The following is a 16,149-nucleotide window of genomic DNA, read 5'->3' on the forward strand; positions in this document are numbered from 1 at the left end:
CCACCCCACCGCGTTCCGCGCCACCGCCAACCGCCGTGCTTCCTTGAGCCAGCAGACCCCCGTCGCCGCGACGGTGCACGCGGCGCACACCCCGGCCGCCGCCCCGCCGCCGCGCGCGGCGCACCGCTGGGTGCTCGTCGTCTTCACCGCGTCCATCTTCACCAGCGCCTTCCTGCTCTTCCTGGTGCAGCCCATGTTCAGCCGCTTCGTGCTGCCGCTGCTGGGCGGCACGCCGGCGGTGTGGAACACCTGCATGCTCTTCTTCCAGGCGGCGCTGCTGGGCGGCTACCTGTACGCCCACGTGGGCGCGCAGAAGCTGGGCGTGCGGCGGCAGGCGGCGGTGCACGTGGTGCTGCTGGCGGTGGCCGCGCTGCTGCTGCCCATCAGCGTGGCGGGCGCGGCGCCGCGCGGCGGGCAGGAGCCCATCGCCTGGCTCCTGCTGCTGATGCTCACTACCGTCGGCCTCCCGTTCCTCGTCCTCTCGGCGACGGGGCCCATGCTGCAGAAGTGGTTCGCGGAGACGGGGCACCCCCGTGCCGCCAACCCCTACTGGCTGTACGCCGCCAGCAACCTGGGAAGCATGCTGGCGCTGCTGGGCTATCCCTTCCTGATGGAGCCGCGGCTGCGCCTGATGGAGCAGAGCCGCGCCTGGGCGGTGGGCTACGGCGTGCTGGCCGTGCTCGTCGTCCTCTCCGCGGTCGCGCTCTGGCGCCTTTCCCCCGCGGCGGACCCGGCGTCGACGGTGCCGGCTGGCGCAGGCGCATCCATCGACGCGGCCGCGACGACACCAGTGGCGGCGCGCGAGCGGCTGATCTGGATCGGGCTGGCGGCCATTCCGTCGTCGCTGCTGCTGAGCGTCACCACCTTCATCACCACCGACGTGGCGCCGGTGCCGCTGCTGTGGGTGGTGCCGCTCGCCATCTACCTGCTCAGCTTCACCCTGGCCTTCGCCGCGCGGCCGCCGCTGAAGCACAAATGGATGCTGGCCGCGGAGCCGTTCTTCATCGCCGCGGTGTCGCTGCTGCTGATGTACGGCTTCACGCGCCGGCCCATGCAGGTCATCCCCATGCACCTGCTGGCGCTGTTCGTCGTCGCCATGGTCTGCCACGGCGAGCTGGCGCGCCGCCGCCCCTCCGTCTCCCATCTCACCGAGTTCTATCTCTGGATCGCCGTCGGCGGGGTGCTGGGCGGGATCTTCAACGTGCTGGTGGCGCCGCTCGTCTTCACGCGGACGTGGGAATATCCCGTGGTGCTCACGCTGGCGTGCCTGGCGCGCCCGTGGCCCACCGCGCCGCGCACGAACCGGCAGATGCTGATGAACCTGCTGCGCACCGCGGCGTTCGTCTTCGCCCTCCTTCTGGTGTCGCGGCAGGACGTGCCGGGGATCCCGCCCGGGCTGCAGCTCCCGCTGGCCGCGGCGGTGATGGCGCTGGTGTCGGCCGGGCTGGGGCGCGCGCCGCTCTGGCTGGCGCTCTGCATCGGCACCTCGCTGGTCATCCGCACCGCGTTCGTGCTGAAGAGCGAGCCCACGCTGCTGGCGCACCGCTCGTTCTACGGCCGCTTCGCCGTGCTGAACGCGCCGGAGATGGGCGGCTTCCACACGCTCTACCACGGCAGCACGCTGCACGGCGCGCAGAGCATGGACCCGGCGCGCCGCCGCGAGCCGCTGACCTACTACGCGCGCGGCGGGCCGCTCGGGCAGCTCTTCGCCGCGAAGGCGCCGGAGGACGGGCGGCGGCGCGTGGCCGTTGTGGGGCTGGGGACGGGGACGCTGGCCGCCTACAGCAACGCCGGCGAGGACTGGACCTTCTACGAGATCGATCCGGGGATCCTGAAGATGGCCAGCGACCGGCGCTACTTCACCTATCTCTCCGATTCTCCGGCGCGGATGCGGGTGGTGCTGGGCGATGCGCGGCTGTCGATGGCCCACGCGCCGCCGCACGGCTACGACATGATTCTGGTCGACGCCTTCAACTCCGACGCGATCCCCGTGCACCTGCTCACGCGCGAGGCGCTGGGCGTGTACCTGGACAAGCTGGCGCCCGGCGGCATCATCATGCTGCACCTCAGCAACCGCTACCTCGAGCTCGAGTCGGTGGTCGCCGCGCTGGCGAAGGACCGCGGCGTGGCGGCCCGCATCGGCGAGACCAACCTGCGCGGGTTCTACATCTCCGCCAGCAGCTGGGCCGGCGTGGCGCGCAGCGATGCCGACTTCGGCGTGCTCCGCACCGAGTGGCGGCCCGCCGTCAACCGCCGCCACGTCGCGCCGTGGACGGACGACTTCTCCAGCATCCTCAGCGTCTGGGGGAAGTAGGGCGATTCCGGTCCCGGTGCGCTCCTCCGGCTCCCTCAACTGCGTCATCAGGGGGGATGCGAGGGGATTTCCATCTGCCCGCTCCGAATGGATCGAGGACGCGAAAGACGACCCGTCTTCCGCGTTCTCGTCTTTTTCCAGCAGGGCAGGGGGAGATTCGATACCCATACCGGATCTGGCGATCACTTGTGCATTAACAAATGCGCAGAGAGACGTCATCCTGAGGCCGGCCACGCGGTCGTTGCCTCCGCATGAACGGTTGCAGGCCGAAGGATTGATCGGCGAGGTCGCACGTGCGCTTCCCAATCGCACGATCGATCCCCCGAATTCGGTAGCCCCCGACAGAGGTGGACGCCTCGGCCGGCCCGAGAGGGCGCGATCCAGCGGATCGGGACAGTCATCCCTCAATAAAAAATCCGCGAAAACTAATCGCATGCCGAGCCCCCCGCTTCCGGCCGCATCACCCGCGATCACCCCGCGCTCCTTCGCCCGCCTGTAACGCCCGGAACCTCTTACCGGCGCGCAACCTGCATCCCCCTGCGGCCCCGAATTCCGGAGCGCGCACGAGGGCGCGCTCCGCGTAGCGAACCCGTTCTGCGGAGGGTGACCATGGCCCGATACGGCATGGACTACAACCGGAACGACTGGAACCGCGGCTACTCCCCCAACGACTACGGCCGCGACTACAGCGCGGGCGGCAGCGACCGCTACGGCGAGGACTTCACCGCCGGCAGCCGCGACTACAACAACATGCACCGCGACTGGCACATCAACCGCGACCGGGGCGGCATGGACCGCGGGCGCGGCCTGGGCGGCAACATGGGCCGCTCGTCCAACTGGGGCGGCGGCTACGGCGCGGAGCAGGGCGGCTACGGCGGTGGCGGGTACGGCGGCGAGGCAGGGTGGAGCGGATGGGGCGGCCGGTACACCGCGGGCGGCGGCGAGCGCGGGTACACCACCGGCGGCACGAACCGGGGCGACTACAACATCGGTGGCGGTGGCTACGGCGGGTTCTCCGGCCAGGGCGGCGAGGGCTACGACCGCGATGACTACTCCGTCGGCCGGTACAGCAGCGGCGGCCTGCGCGGCGGCGGTTTCGACCGCGGCGGCAGCGGCTGGAGCGGCGGCGGCTTCGACCGCGACTCGGGTGGCTATGGCGGGTACAGCGGGGGCGGCTTCGACCGCGAGTCGGGCGGCTACGCGGGCGGCGGCAGCTTCGACCGCGACTCCGGCGGGTACGGCGGCGGCTACAACGGCGGCAGCTTCGAGCGCCACGGCGGCACGTGGGGCGCCTCCGACCGCATGGGCCGCGACTACGGCGGCAGCGGCTACGACGAGGACTTCGGCGACCGTGTCCGCGAGGGGTGGGACCATCTCCGCGACCGCGCCCGGAACCTCTTCCGGCGGTAGGTAGACGAATCGCCCCGGCGGAAGTCCTCCGCCGGGGCGATCTCCATCTACCGAATCCGTTGAAAGACTGGCTTCACAGAAGAATCGGAGAAACAGGGAATTTCTCCATGCTCCTCTGCGTGAGCCCCGTCTTTTTCGATCAGCGCCGCGCGGCGGCCAGGTCGCGCAGGGCGCCGGCCAGCATGCGGACGCGCTCGGGCTCCGCGGAGCGCGCGGCCTGCGCGTCGACCGACGCGGCCAGCTGGCGCAGAGCGGGGCGGCGGGCGGTGGCGCCCATCCGCTCGGCGCGGTCCAGCTGGTTCGAGATGCGCGTGGTCTGCGACGGCGCCAGCGCGTGGTTGCGGACCAGCTGGTCCACGTAGGCGCGCGCCACCACGAAGCTGGCCGGCCACGTCATCCGCGTCTGCATCTGCGGATTGAAGGTGTCCATCCGCACCAGGTTGGCCGCGTCGATCTCGTTCTGCGACAGGTACTCGCTGGGGCGAAGCCGGAACACGTCCAGCCCGCGCCCGATCTCCGAGCCGTAGATGTACCCGTTGTACCAGTACGCCGACCAGAACCCGCCCAGCATCAGCTTCTCCGCGCTCATCGGCCCGCGGTCGAAGAAGGCGATCTCCACCGGGCGCGCCGGGTTGGTGAAATCGAACACCGACACCCCGCCCTGGTACCACGCCTGCACCATGATGTCGCGCCCGGGGACCGGGATCAGCGAGCCGTTGTGCGCCACGCAGTTCTCCGTGGCCGTCTGCGGCGCCGGGAGCTTGTAGTACCCCGCCGGCCGCATCTTCCGGTCGGTCAGCGTGAACACCGCGTCCGCGCCCCACAGCCGGGGGTCGCTCCGCTGGCAGCGCGGCTGCGTGCCGCCGCCCCACTCGTCCGAGAACAGCACCTTGCGGCCGTCGTTGCTGAAGGTGGCCGAGTGCCAGTAGGCGAAGTTGGGGTCGCTCACCTCGTCGATGCGCACCGGGTTGGCCGGGTCGTGGATGTCCAGCAGGATCCCGTTCCCCGCGCAGGCGCCCGCCGCCAGCCCCAGCTCGGGGTAGACGGTGATGTCGTGGCACTGGTTGGTGGCCGCCGTGCGCTGCGTTCCCGGCCCGTGCTCGCCGCCCCGCCACAGCCCGGCGATGTTCCCCGTCTGCGCGTTGGCGAACACGCGCGGCGTGCTGACGATGCGCGCCTCCTGCGGCGCCGCCACGGGCACCTTGATCACCTCGATGCGGAAGTACGAGGTGTTGGGGTCCTGCGCCGGGTCCTGCACGGCCACGCACCCGGCCAGCTCCTCGCCCGGGCGCACCGGGCTCGTCCCCGAGACGTAGATGTAGACGTTGGCCGGGTCGCGCGGGTCGGTGACCAGCGTGTGCGTGTGCGAGCCGCGGCAGGTCTGCACCATCCCCACCTGGCGCGGCTGGGCCAGGTTGGTGACGTCGAAGATGCGCACGCCGCGGAAGCGCTCCGGGCTCACGTTCCCGGTGATGGGCTCCGAGCCGCAGTTGGTCCGCCCGCGCGTCTCCTCCACCGACACGAACAGCAGGTTGCGGTAGACGGACACGTCGCCCTGCCCGCCGGGGCACACCTGCGCGGTCCGCAGCACGGGGTTCGACGGGTTGGAGACGTCCCACACCTGGAAGCCGTTGTAGCCGCCCTGGAACACGTACGGCCCGCGGAACGCCAGGTCGGCGTTGATGAAGCCGAAGTCGCCCGCGTTGGCCTGGTTCACGAAGCGCTCGGGGCGGTCACGGTGCGCCACCAGCTCCAGGTTGCGGATGGCCTGGCCGGCGTCGGTCCAGCCGGCGGAAAGCCCCACGCGCGGGTCCGCCGCGGGGTTGGTGCCCTGCGCGCCCGCCGGCGCGGCGGCGAGCGCCGCCGCCAGCGCGAGCGGAAGGGGGCGTGCGAACGATCGAGGCGTCATCTCTCGGATTCCCTGCTGGATGGGGAACGGTGCGCTGGCGGGCCGCCCCGCGTGGGGGGCGGCCCGTCATCGTGGGGTCTGGAGGGTGGCGAGCATGGCCTGCATCCGCGCGATCTCGGCGCGCTGGTCGGCGTCCACGTCCGAGGCGAAGCGGAAGGTCTCGGAGTCCTGCGCGGCTCCGGGAGTGGCCAGCAGGTCGGCCACCATCCGCAGCGCGCCTTCGTGGTGGCGGATCATCCCCTCCAGGAAGAGCCGCTCGAACCCGGGGCCGGTGGCGGCGGCGAGGCGCGCCATCTCCTCGGGCGTCAGCATTCCCGGCATCGCCGCGTGCTGCATCCCGGGCATGCCGGCGTGCATGTCGTGCTGCATCGCGGCCGTGGTGTCCTGGCCGCGGTCTGCCAGCCAGCGGCGCATCATCGCCATCTCGCCCTGCTGGGAGATGTCGATGCGGCGCGCGAGCAGGCGCATGCTCTCGCTCGTGGTGCGGGCGGGAACGAGCGCCGTCATCTCCAGCGCCTGCCCGTGGTGCGCGATCATCCCGCGCATGAACGCCACGTCCGCGGGCGACACGCCGGGGCGCGCGGTGTCCGCCGGCATCGGCATGGGCGCGGCCGCGGGCTGCGTCTGCCCCGCCGCCGTGCCGCACGCCGCCGTGGCCAGCACCAGCATCGCCGCCGCCATCGTCCCCCGTCGCAACATCCTCATCTCCGATATGCTGTATACAGCCAAAGAATGGGCCGCCCAACAAGCCGTCGCAAGGAGCCCCGTCTCCGCGCACCGGCGGCTGAAGCCGCAGCAACAACCACGGGAAGCCTCGCAAACTGCGCGAGGCTGTTCGGCTGGCATCGGAGCGCGGAGGCGAACCGGAGGCGTTCTGCCGGATTGAATCGAGCGGAGATGCCGAGGCGGGGAGTCCGCGAAGGCGGACTTCGGGCCGTTGTTGCCGCGATTTCAATCGCCCTTCCAGGTGATCCGTCGCCCTGTGACGGAAATCTCCCCACAGCCAAGGCCCTTGTTTCCGTTTGGGAACAGGCATACCTTTCAGACCAATCTCCCCGACAACCCGAACGAACATGGCGCCCGGATGGATCTCCGCGACGTTCAGAGGCAGGTGGACGCCTATATCGGGCAGTTCAAGGAAGGGTACTTTCCGCCGCTGGTGAACCTGGCGCGGCTGACGGAAGAGGTGGGCGAGCTGGCGCGGGAGCTGAACCACCGCTACGGCCCCAAGACCAAGAAGCCGGGCGAGCCGGACCAGGACGTGGCGCTGGAGCTGGCCGATATCGTGTTCGTGTGCGTGGTGCTGGCCAACCAGATGGGGCTGGACCTGCAGGACGCCATCGAGCGCACGCTCCGCAAGTACGAGGTGCGCGACGCCGACCGCTGGGAACGGAAGTAGGGGACAGGTTACAGGGGACAGGGGATAGGGAATCGGCCTCGCCCGGATGTTCGTCGCAACGCCGAAGTGGCCGCCCGCAGGCCCGCACTTTCGCACTTTCGCACCCGCAGTTCCGTGAACCCGACCGTCTTCATCATCGACGACGAAGCCGACCAGGTGGCGCTGGTCACCGCGCAGCTGGAGCGCGCGCGCCGCTTCGTCACCAAGGGCTTCACCCGCGCCGAGGACGCGCTGGACGAGATCCGCGCCGATCCGCCCGACGCCGTGGTGTGCGACCTGACCATGCCCGGGATGGACGGCATCGCGTTCACCGAGCGGCTGCGCGCGCTGGACCGCACGCTCCCCATCATCATCGTCACCACGCGCGGCATGGAGGGCGACGCCGAGCTGGCGCTGGAGGCGGGCGCCACCGACTTCGTCACCAAGCCCATCGAGCCCAAGGCGCTGGAAACGCGCCTGCGCCGCGCGGTGGAGGAGACGCCCGCGCGCGAGCTGCTGTCCACCGTCACCGAGATCAAGTTCGACCGGCACGGGATCGTGGGCTCGCACCCGCTGGTGCAGCAGGTGCGCGAGTTCGTGGACCAGGTGGCCTCGGTGCCGCAGGTGATGGCGCTGCTGCTGGGCGAGAGCGGCACGGGCAAGAACATGGTGGCGCGTGCCATCCACGGCGCCAGCCTGCAGTCGGCCTTCCGCTTCGTGGAGGTGAACTGCGCCGCCATCCCCGGCACGCTGCTCGAGGCGGAGCTGTTCGGCTACGAGAAGGGCGCCTTCACCGACGCGCGGCAGAGCAAGAAGGGGCTGGTGGAGGTGGCCGACGGCGGCACGCTGTTCCTGGACGAGATCGGGTCGATGCCGCTGGAGCTGCAGGCCAAGCTGCTGACCTTCCTGGAAGGCCGCGTCTTCCGCCGCATCGGTTCCACCAGCGAGCAGCGGGTGTCGCTGCGCGTGATCGCGGCCACCAACGTGGACCTGGCCGGCGAGGTGCGCGCCGGGCGCTTCCGCGAGGACCTGTACTACCGGCTGAACGTGGCCAGCCAGGTGCTCCCGCCGCTGCGGCTGATCAAGAGCGACATCCCGGCCATCGCGCGGCACTTCGTGAAGCGCGCGGCCGAGTATTTCGCCAAGCCGATGCCGGAGATCGACAGCGAGGGGTCGCGGCGGCTGCAGGGATACGACTGGCCGGGGAACGCGCGCGAGCTGCGCAACGTCATCGAGCGCTCGATGATCTTTTCGCGCAGCCCGGTGCTGCAGATCCCCGAGCTGAGCGGCGGCCCGGGGCGCCCCGAGGAGCACAACAACATCCCCGTTCCGCGCGGGCTTACGCTGGACGAGGTGGAGCGGATGTACATCGAGGCAACGCTGCGCGAGGTGGGCGGCAGCATCAACGAGGCGGCGCGCCAGCTGGGCGTCTCGCGCAAGGTCCTCTGGCAGCGCCGCAAGCGCCACGGGATCATCCAGGACGCGGCATAAGGAACAGGGGACAGGGACAGGGGACAGGGGATGGAGGAGTAAGGCCCGACGGGAATCCGCCGGGCCTTTTCTATAGACGTCATCCTGAGGCCGGCCACACCGCGACCCGTGTGCACGCAATCCTCTGCAGGCCGAAGGATCTATCGCCGGCCAGCACGTGAGTCCGCGGCCCCGCTCCGATCCAGCCTCACCTCATTCCGTGTTCCCGATCGGGAACGACAGGTCCGACGAAGCGCACTCGGCGGACCGATCACCCCCCTCCGGACCGCGTTTTGGGCTTCGGAATGGAGGGTGGAGAGACAATCTGTCGCTTTCGCCTCCCCCGCGATGTTCCTCAGGGGAACGCGGTGTGTTCCCGGACGGGAACGGCGGAAAACCCGCACCGCCCGTCCATCCAACCTAAAGCGTTGCGGGAGATATGGTTGCGGATCTGTCGCGACTGGGCCGAACCTTGCCTGATTCATAGGCACGGCGCGGCGGACGGATCCTCGACCGACCGCTGCGCACCTGCCCAGGGCGCATGCTGACGTGGCCGCCGCCACAACCGTAGTTCCCTCATCCGCGCCCAAGCTTCGCAGTACCAGCCCTCCGCCCGCCCCCGGGAACCTCCCTGCCACACATCCGCCTCGACTGGCGCCGTCCAAGCGGCGCCACGTCAGCATTTCCGGGGAGGACAGATCCTTCCGCATCAATTCACGGTAGAGATGACGTACGTCACCGCGGACGGCGGGTCCCCGGCGAGCCGCGGAGTAACGCGCAGGCGCACGTCGTACGCGCTCTCGGTCGCGCCGGCGGCGGAGGTGGCGCGCGGGTGCGGGCGCACGGCGGCGTCGATGCGCGGCTGGGCGTCGCCGGCGCGGACGACCTGCACCACGTGCGCGGCGCGCCCCCGCACCGCCACCGGCGTGGTGACGTCGATCGCCCGGCGCGACGATGCGACGGTGCTCGGCCCCGCCGCGAAGCCGATCGGCTCCACCACGGTGGCGGACGCGGTGACGGTCCCCCGCGCGCTCTGGGCGGCGGCGGGCACGGCGGCGGCGAGAATCATCGCCGCGGCGGCCAGGAGGATGCGTGCGGATCGGCTCATGGAACCATGGGCCGACGCCAGAGCCACGCCACCCGAGCAGAATCGCTAAGTCATTTATTTGCCCATGTTTATGCAGGCGACGAGCATCGCCCTCCCCGTGGAGATCGAATACGCCTTCTGCTCGCCATCATTCTAAATCACCCAATCCCAATCACTTGCGGCCGGGTGTACAAAATCGCGCCACCGACGATCCTGTTTCACCCAGAGGAACCAGAGGACCAGAGAACAGCAATTCGGTTCCGGTTCATCGCGGATTTAGTTACAGCATACCCAAGGGAAGGCGCCCTTGATTTCTTGAAGTAGGTATCGTCGCGGAAGCCGTATGCCGCCTAAAAACCTTGATCATGTTGTTGATGCCTTCTAGGCGGCCTATGGGGATCGTAGAGACTGTGGTTTACGATGCATCTTCATGTCGTCGCAGGTTGCGGGCGAACTTCTGTCGCTTGACGTACCGGTGCCGTAGCACTATCTGGATATAAGCGAATTTGGGCGGGGACGTTCGCGCTCTGCAAAAATAACCGGCGCGAGCAGGGCTTGAGCGTTGGACGGTATTCTTCTATCTACTGAACAAAACCATTTAGCCCAGCCGACGAAAGGCGTTGCCTAACCTACTATTGGAGACCGGAATGGCTCAATACTATAGAGGGTCTGGACCATGGCGGGACTATCTGCAGGCCCAGGCATACGTGGATGACATTACCCTCGAAATCTCACGAGGGGCCCGCGAGCAAGTTACGTCCATTGAAGCGTTGAGCCGCGACAATATCCAAGTCACGAGTAGTGTTTCCCAAGCCGTGAGGCAAGTGGAATCGGCCGTATGGACCGTGAACGAGTCAGTTCAAAGCCTAGACGCAACGCTCAGGTGGGGCTTTGGAACGTTGATATCGCAGGTTGGCAGGCTCAATGAGTCCATTGATGAACTCATACGGATGGCCAAGATTCCGAATAGAAGAAAGGCATACGAATACTACGACGACTCGCGAAAAGCCTATTCCATGCAGGATTTGTCTGAAGCCAAGGCGGCTATCGAGCATGCGCTGAGCGGAGATGGCCAGATAACCGGTTACCGTCTTGACTGGCGCCTCTTCCACCAAAAGGCAGTTGTACACATCGGTGGGGCTGGGGATCTGGCTGCCTACGTAAATCTTGATATCGCTGGGGAATGCGCAGCCACGGCGGTCCGGTTGGCGATTGGGGACCACGATCTTCCGGGAGCAAGCGTAGCCGCCTTGACGATGAGTTGGGTCGACTTTTGCCACCAGCATTATGAGAATTCTCTGGCGTGGGCCAATAAGTCGGTCGAGTTCGATCCAGCCCATTCAGCAGCTGTCTTCCATGTTTCCAAGGTCCTGATGGCTCTGGGGCGGCCCGAGGATGCCGTCAAGCCCCTGTCTGACGCCGTCCTGCTAGATCGGCGCTTTGCACTGATCGCCATGAGCGACGAAGAGGGGGATTTTGCACCACACCGGCCTGTAGTGATACGCGCTTTTGACGGTCTTCGCAAACGGGTCGCCGAAGTGTTGAAAGTTGAACTGGCCGGAATCTTGGCAGGTGCGACGGCATGGGCGCTTTTTAACAATGCCGAAGACTTCAAGAGATGGCTGGTCGTTGCCGAACCCCTTCTGGGGCCGCAAAGCGACTCGGTGCCACTCTACGACGTACTGCAGCTCCGGGAGTGGCACCAGACACGTTTGGCTCACCTCGATGAAACCTCGGATTGGACCGTACACTTGATGTCACAGGCCCTGGGGTCTGCTGAGGGACTACCGTCCATCATAGGCGTGCTTGAAAAGAACGATGGTTTTCGGTCTCAGGCTGTTGCGCAACTCACAGAGAGATTGCCAAAGCTTCTGAGACTTCCCACGTCGTGGGACGCGGTTACGGCGGCAGATGGATTGTCGAGATGGACTGCGCTTATCGATGCGTTTTTTCGTGCGCCAGACGCGGTGACCCTTGGAGAGGTGGTTCGCTTGGCCGAGTGGCAAAGTGACCGGCCCGCTCCCGCCGAATCACAGCTTTCTGCGTGGACCGTGAACCGGTTGTCGGAGGCGGCACATGTATCGCGCGATCACAAGGCGATAGGACGCGTTCTTCAGGAACTTGCCGAAGACCTTGCGAAACAGGAGGAAGCAGCGATCAAGGAGCCTTGGCAGGCAGCAGGCATGGCTGCTGCCGGTACAGCAGGTGCCGTGGTTGTAGGCATGCTGGGTGCACGCCTCGCAGAGAGCGTGATGTCCGAGGAACCTGGTTGCCTTGCTATTCTTCTTGGACTCGCTGGCGCGCTTTCCGCCATTGTACTTTATTTGGTATTCTGGGCTGGCGTGGTGGTCCTTCCGGTGCTGATAGTGATAGCGATCGCCATTACGATCAAGAAGCGGATGGCGGCTCGGAAGTGGCTGGCGGTGTTTCGTTAGTTTTTCTCCCGAGGAGCCGCAGAAAATCGATGCGATGGGAAGCGGTACGCTGTTCCTTCATGCTTATCCCTGCAACAAGATCGACGAAGAAGCCCCTCTGGTTCCTCTGTGAGAAAAAAGACGGTCAGGGTTTGCGCAGATAGATGGGCGGGATCTCCACCGCGTCCGAGCCGGCGGTCGCGGGGACGGCGAAGCGCACGGACGCAGGCTCCGTCACCGCGCCCAGCGCCGCGAGCGAGCTGGCGGCCACGGTGAGCGTGTACTCGCCCGCGGGGAGCCGGGTGACGTAGAACTCGCCGTCGCTGAAGGTCACGGCGCGGCGCGCCTGGGAGTCACCCTCGCGGCGGATCTCCACGGTGATGCCGCCCAGCGCGCCCCGCGTCCCCCGCCAGCGCACGTGCCCCGCCGCCTCGCGCGTGCGCACCAGCGGCAGGTCGATGCGGCTGTACGCGTTGGGCGTGGGCCGCAGCAGGTACTCCGGCGTGCGCGGCGCCACGTCCGTCACCGTCAGGCTCAGCGTGTCCACGCCCAGCGGGAGGACGGCGTACGGGAGCAGTCCCCACGAACGGTAGCGGCCGCTGGCGTCGGACTTCGCCCGCTCGCCGCCCACCGCCACGGGAACGTCGGCCGCGGGCTGCTCGCCCTGGTCCATCACCCCGTTGCCGTTCTCGTCGTAGAACACGCGCCCGCTCACCCCGCCGCGCCCCATCGTCTCGAACGGGCTGGCGACGATGCCGCCGGCGCCCAGCGCCACCCCGCCGCCGGCGCTCACGAAGGCGCCGCGGCGCGCGCCCTGGCTGAAGGCGTTGGTCTGCAGGTACGCCGAGGGCGTGCGCGTCACCAGCGCGATGGCCAGCTCCGGCTGGCGCGTGTCCCCGTTCCACCCGGCCGAGACGGTGACGCTGGCGCGCTCGGCGGGGCGGAACTGCGCGCCCAGCGAAGCCGTCCGCACCCCGCCCGCCGACCAGTCGACGCGCGAGGTGAGGTTCAGGTCGCGGAGCGTGGGAAAGACGTAGCGCGGGACGAAGATGTGCGCCTGCACCGTGGCCACGTCCGCCGCCTGGAAGCCGCTCTCGTACGCGGCGGTCACCTGCACGCGCCGGTAGCCGCTGGTAGCCGACGCCTGCCACGCGTCCACGCCGCCGGGGCGCTCGCCGCGCGTCCGGAGCGCCAGGCCCAGCAGCTGCCCGCGCCCCGGGAGCCCCACCTTCAGCGTTCCCCCCGCCTCGGTGAACCACTGCGGCGCGGTGAGCGTGCTGAACCCCTCCTGCCGCTTCCATCCCCCCGCCACGCGCCACCCCCCGAAGCGGTTGTAGCGCTGCAGCTCGGCGTGCACGAACGAGCCGGCGCGCGCCCGCACCTCGGCGCGCAGCTCCGGCCGCGGATTCCACGACGCGATCCCGTACGGGTGCGTCTCGGCCGCGCTGTCGCGGCGCGCGGTGTGGTCCACCCCCGCGCCCAGCGTCAGCGTCCTCGACATCCCCCGGCGCAGGTCCGCGTAGCCGTACCCCGCGCACTCGTCGGTGCGGCAGGCCCCCGCGCCGGCGAAGTATCTCCATTCCCCCGGCGGCACCTGGACGGCCGGGACCAGGAAGGTGAGCTCCTCCACCCGCTCCTGCCCGGCGGGGCCCAGCAGGCGCACGCGCACCGGCGTGGTTCCGTAGCCGATGGGCGTGGGCACCGGGTCCTGCGAGCCGCGGGTGGAGACGCCCACCAGGTAGTCGCCCTGGTACACCTCGTACTCCCACCCGGCGGGAACCACCGGGCGGATCAGCGCCTCGCCGAAGAAGCGCGGCGCGTACACCGGCTCGTTGGTCACCGCCGCGCCGAAGAAGGGGCGGGTGATGAGGCCGTCGCTCAGCACGTCGCCCAGCTGCAGCTGCCGGACCCAGCGCGAGCGCGGGAAGGCGCGCTCGAAGGTGCCGTACGGGTCCACGAAGCGCACGCCGCCCGAGTCGAACGCCGCCGTCCCCCCGCTCTCGATCGATCCCCCCAGCAGCGCCGCGCCCACCGCCGCGCGTCCGCGCCCGCGGAAGTCGCCCTGCGTCCAGTCTCCCGAGATCCCCCATCCCGCCGTCCATCCGCCGCTGCGCGAGGGATAGGGGACGTCCGGCTCGGGCGCGGGACGCAGCGCGCCGCCGCCCGCGCGGATGTCGCCTTCGCGGCGGGCGGCCTCCTGCGCGCGGCGCACGGCCGGGAAGTCGTTCCGCCCGCCGAAGAGGATGCTCACGTTCTCCCAGTCCACCTGCACCTCGCCGCCCAGGATCCGGCCCAGCGCGGCGGGGGAGAGGTAGACCTCGCGCTCGCGCCGCAGCCACTCCTCCGGGGCGACGGTGAAGGCGGTGCGGGCGGAGGTGACGGTGCGGGTGGCGAGGTCCACGCGCGTGCTCCACACCCCCGGCGGCCACTGCAGGGTCACGGTGTCGCCGCGGTCCTCCACGGGGATCTGGAGATAGTCCAGCGCGGCGCGCAGCGGCACCAGCGGCTGCCCGCGCGGGTCCAGCAGGACGGAGACGGTGCGGCTTTCGGGGAGCGCGGTCAGGCGGAGCTCGAAGAGCCCCTCTTCCTGCGCGGCCGCGCGGCGGGGGGCGATGAAGACGGAGACCAGGGGGAGAAGGAGGGCGCCCGCGCACCGGGTCCAGCGGCGCATGGCTCCCTCAGCCGATCACGGTGACGGTGATCGTGACCGGGGCGGAGTAGGTGCCGGGCTTCAGCGAGCCGGCGGGGACGCTCAGCTGCCCGCCGACGTACACGTCCGCCGCGAAGACGTTGTTCTGCGGCGTGTTGTTCGGCAGGTCGATCACCAGCGCCGCGGCCGGCGTGGTGTGCGACGACGGGTTGAACGACGCGTCCTGCACCGCGCAGACGCCCGCCGTTCCCGTGCTCTGGTTCCAGACGCAGAGCCAGCCGTACTGCGTGCCGTTCCAGCTCACCGGCATGGTGGCCGTGCCGTTGGCCAGCTGCGTGGGGAGGGTGAAGCGCACGCCGTAGCGCACCGTCTTGGCCAGGTTCCCGAAGCGCGCCCCCGCCGCCCACGTTCCCACGGGATAGGCGGGACGGGCGGGGACGGAGACCACCTGCCCGGGGCTCACGTTGCCGAAGTACAGGTCGCGCGTGGTGGTCAGCAGGATGGGCGGCGGGGCCACGATGACGCTGGCGGTGACCGTCGACTTCCACTGCGGCGGCGTCTGGGCGGCGGCGCGCGCGGCCACGCCCGGTGCCGCCAGGAGCAGCACCGGGGTGAGGATGGACAGCAGCGCGCCGCGCGGAGTCATGAGACGGGGATCCGCTGGTCGATGGGCGCCGCCGGGAGCGCGCCGCCGGGGGGCAGGTCCTCGCGCCCGGTGTCGATGTGGATGCGCACGGTGAACGGCCCGCTCGCCCCCGCGGGAACGGCGAAGGTGAGCCGGCGCCGCATCGTCCGGTAGACGGCCAGGTCGTCGTACAGCGTGGCGACCACACTGCCGCCCGCGTCCACCAGCTCGGCGCGCATCCGGCCGAGGTAGGCGGCGTTGCCGGTGCGGTTCAGGTCCACCTGCATCTGCACCCCGTCCGCCGTGCGCCGGGCCGACGCGGCGGTGAGGCTCACGCCGGTGTGGACGTCGCCCTTCCGGTAGTTGGCGGCCATCACCAGCGTGGTCTGCACGTTCAATTGCAGCCGCACGTCGCCCTGCGTCTGCTCGATCGGCGGCTGCCCGCCGCGCGACGAGACCAGCACGCGCGCCCAGTACTCCCCGTCCGCCAGGTCCGCCGGCGGCTCCACCAGGACGCGGACGATCTGCCGCTGGCCGGGCTGCAGCAGGAGGCGGCGCGGGAATGCGCGCAGCCACGCCATGGCGCTGGGCTCGCCCGCGGGCGGCTCCTTCGTGGTCGGCACGGTCACGTTCCCCGCCGAGTCCGCCTGCGGGAAGCCGTAGGCGAAGTCGATGGTCACCTCTTCGGCCAGCGAGCCGGGGTTGAAGAGGGTGAGCACCGCCGTACGGGTGCGGCTGTCGATGTACAGCGCCGTGGGGCTCACCGACACGGCGTGCGCGCGCGCGGCCGTGCCCGCCAGCAGCGCCAGCGCGGCGGCGGCGATGCGCCCAGATCGGGAGAAGGAGATGCGACCGCGTACGGCCATCCGGGTTTTCCTGCTGAGGTCCCGCG

Annotated in this window: 11 protein-coding genes; 5 read left to right on the plus strand and 6 right to left on the minus strand. The window is 69.4% G+C overall.

What is annotated here, in order from left to right:
• The first annotated feature begins 43 nt into the window (after positions 1-43).
• Both VLK66_RS00265 and VLK66_RS00270 read left to right on the plus strand, forming a co-directional pair.
• On the plus strand, positions 44-2,314 hold the full coding sequence (locus tag VLK66_RS00265) for a fused MFS/spermidine synthase (RefSeq protein ID WP_325306946.1): 2,271 nt from the start codon (positions 44-46) through the stop codon (positions 2,312-2,314).
• A gap of 609 nt (positions 2,315-2,923) precedes the next feature.
• The gene (locus VLK66_RS00270) at positions 2,924-3,724 is read left to right on the plus strand and encodes a hypothetical protein (RefSeq protein WP_325306947.1); all 801 of its coding nucleotides are present in this window, start codon (positions 2,924-2,926) and stop codon (positions 3,722-3,724) included.
• Positions 3,725-3,863: 139 nt separating this feature from the next.
• Here VLK66_RS00270 and VLK66_RS00275 read toward each other — a convergent pair whose 3' ends face one another.
• Together VLK66_RS00275 and VLK66_RS00280 are read right to left on the minus strand one after the other, a co-directional pair.
• Positions 3,864-5,633, minus strand: coding sequence for a hypothetical protein (locus VLK66_RS00275; RefSeq protein ID WP_325306948.1), 1,770 nt, complete (start codon positions 5,631-5,633; stop codon positions 3,864-3,866).
• A 66-nt stretch (positions 5,634-5,699) separates the two neighbouring features.
• Positions 5,700-6,332, minus strand: coding sequence for a DUF305 domain-containing protein (locus VLK66_RS00280; protein ID WP_325306949.1), 633 nt, complete (start codon positions 6,330-6,332; stop codon positions 5,700-5,702).
• A 412-nt stretch (positions 6,333-6,744) separates the two neighbouring features.
• On the opposite strand from VLK66_RS00280, the gene VLK66_RS00285 reads away from it, so the two are divergent.
• Both VLK66_RS00285 and VLK66_RS00290 read left to right on the plus strand, forming a co-directional pair.
• Positions 6,745-7,032 (plus strand): nucleotide pyrophosphohydrolase, encoded by a 288-nt coding sequence (locus tag VLK66_RS00285; protein ID WP_325306951.1) that lies wholly within the window; start codon positions 6,745-6,747, stop codon positions 7,030-7,032.
• Positions 7,033-7,146: 114 nt separating this feature from the next.
• The gene (locus VLK66_RS00290) at positions 7,147-8,502 is read left to right on the plus strand and encodes a sigma-54 dependent transcriptional regulator (protein WP_325306952.1); all 1,356 of its coding nucleotides are present in this window, start codon (positions 7,147-7,149) and stop codon (positions 8,500-8,502) included.
• 688 nt (positions 8,503-9,190) lie between these two features.
• On the opposite strand, the gene VLK66_RS00295 is transcribed toward VLK66_RS00290, so the two are convergent.
• Entirely contained in the window at positions 9,191-9,589 is a 399-nt protein-coding gene (locus tag VLK66_RS00295) for a hypothetical protein (RefSeq protein ID WP_325306953.1), read from the minus strand.
• Positions 9,590-10,518: 929 nt separating this feature from the next.
• Between VLK66_RS00295 and VLK66_RS00300 the strand changes: the two genes are divergently transcribed.
• Positions 10,519-12,003, plus strand: coding sequence for a hypothetical protein (locus tag VLK66_RS00300; RefSeq protein ID WP_325306954.1), 1,485 nt, complete (start codon positions 10,519-10,521; stop codon positions 12,001-12,003).
• 124 nt (positions 12,004-12,127) lie between these two features.
• Here the strand turns inward: VLK66_RS00300 and VLK66_RS00305 are convergent, their stop codons facing one another.
• The 3 genes from VLK66_RS00305 to VLK66_RS00315 are packed head-to-tail and all read right to left on the minus strand — an operon-like array spanning position 12,128 to position 16,123.
• Positions 12,128-14,653: a carboxypeptidase-like regulatory domain-containing protein gene (locus tag VLK66_RS00305; protein ID WP_325306956.1), complete on the minus strand. Its 2,526-nt coding sequence runs from the start codon at positions 14,651-14,653 to the stop codon at positions 12,128-12,130.
• A gap of 7 nt (positions 14,654-14,660) precedes the next feature.
• Positions 14,661-15,278, minus strand: coding sequence for a hypothetical protein (locus tag VLK66_RS00310; RefSeq protein ID WP_325306957.1), 618 nt, complete (start codon positions 15,276-15,278; stop codon positions 14,661-14,663).
• On the minus strand, positions 15,275-16,123 hold the full coding sequence (locus tag VLK66_RS00315; RefSeq protein WP_325306958.1) for a hypothetical protein: 849 nt from the start codon (positions 16,121-16,123) through the stop codon (positions 15,275-15,277). Before VLK66_RS00315 ends, VLK66_RS00310 begins: the two co-directional genes overlap by 4 nt.
• Positions 16,124-16,149 lie beyond the last annotated feature (26 nt).

The sequence above is a fragment of the Longimicrobium sp. genome (assembly GCF_035474595.1).
GTDB lineage: Bacteria > Gemmatimonadota > Gemmatimonadetes > Longimicrobiales > Longimicrobiaceae > Longimicrobium.

Bases quoted from the DNA above. Each gene is read 5' to 3' on its own strand.
- VLK66_RS00270 (WP_325306947.1), top strand. From the start codon at position 2,924: ATGGCCCGATACGGCATGGACTACAACCGGAACGACTGGAACCGCGGC.
- VLK66_RS00310 (WP_325306957.1), bottom strand. From the start codon at position 15,278: ATGACTCCGCGCGGCGCGCTGCTGTCCATCCTCACCCCGGTGCTGCTC.
- VLK66_RS00295 (WP_325306953.1), bottom strand. From the start codon at position 9,589: ATGAGCCGATCCGCACGCATCCTCCTGGCCGCCGCGGCGATGATTCTC.
- VLK66_RS00280 (WP_325306949.1), bottom strand. From the start codon at position 6,332: ATGTTGCGACGGGGGACGATGGCGGCGGCGATGCTGGTGCTGGCCACG.
- VLK66_RS00305 (WP_325306956.1), bottom strand. From the start codon at position 14,653: ATGCGCCGCTGGACCCGGTGCGCGGGCGCCCTCCTTCTCCCCCTGGTC.
- VLK66_RS00315 (WP_325306958.1), bottom strand. From the start codon at position 16,123: ATGGCCGTACGCGGTCGCATCTCCTTCTCCCGATCTGGGCGCATCGCC.
- VLK66_RS00275 (WP_325306948.1), bottom strand. From the start codon at position 5,633: ATGACGCCTCGATCGTTCGCACGCCCCCTTCCGCTCGCGCTGGCGGCG.
- VLK66_RS00300 (WP_325306954.1), top strand. From the start codon at position 10,519: ATGGCCAAGATTCCGAATAGAAGAAAGGCATACGAATACTACGACGAC.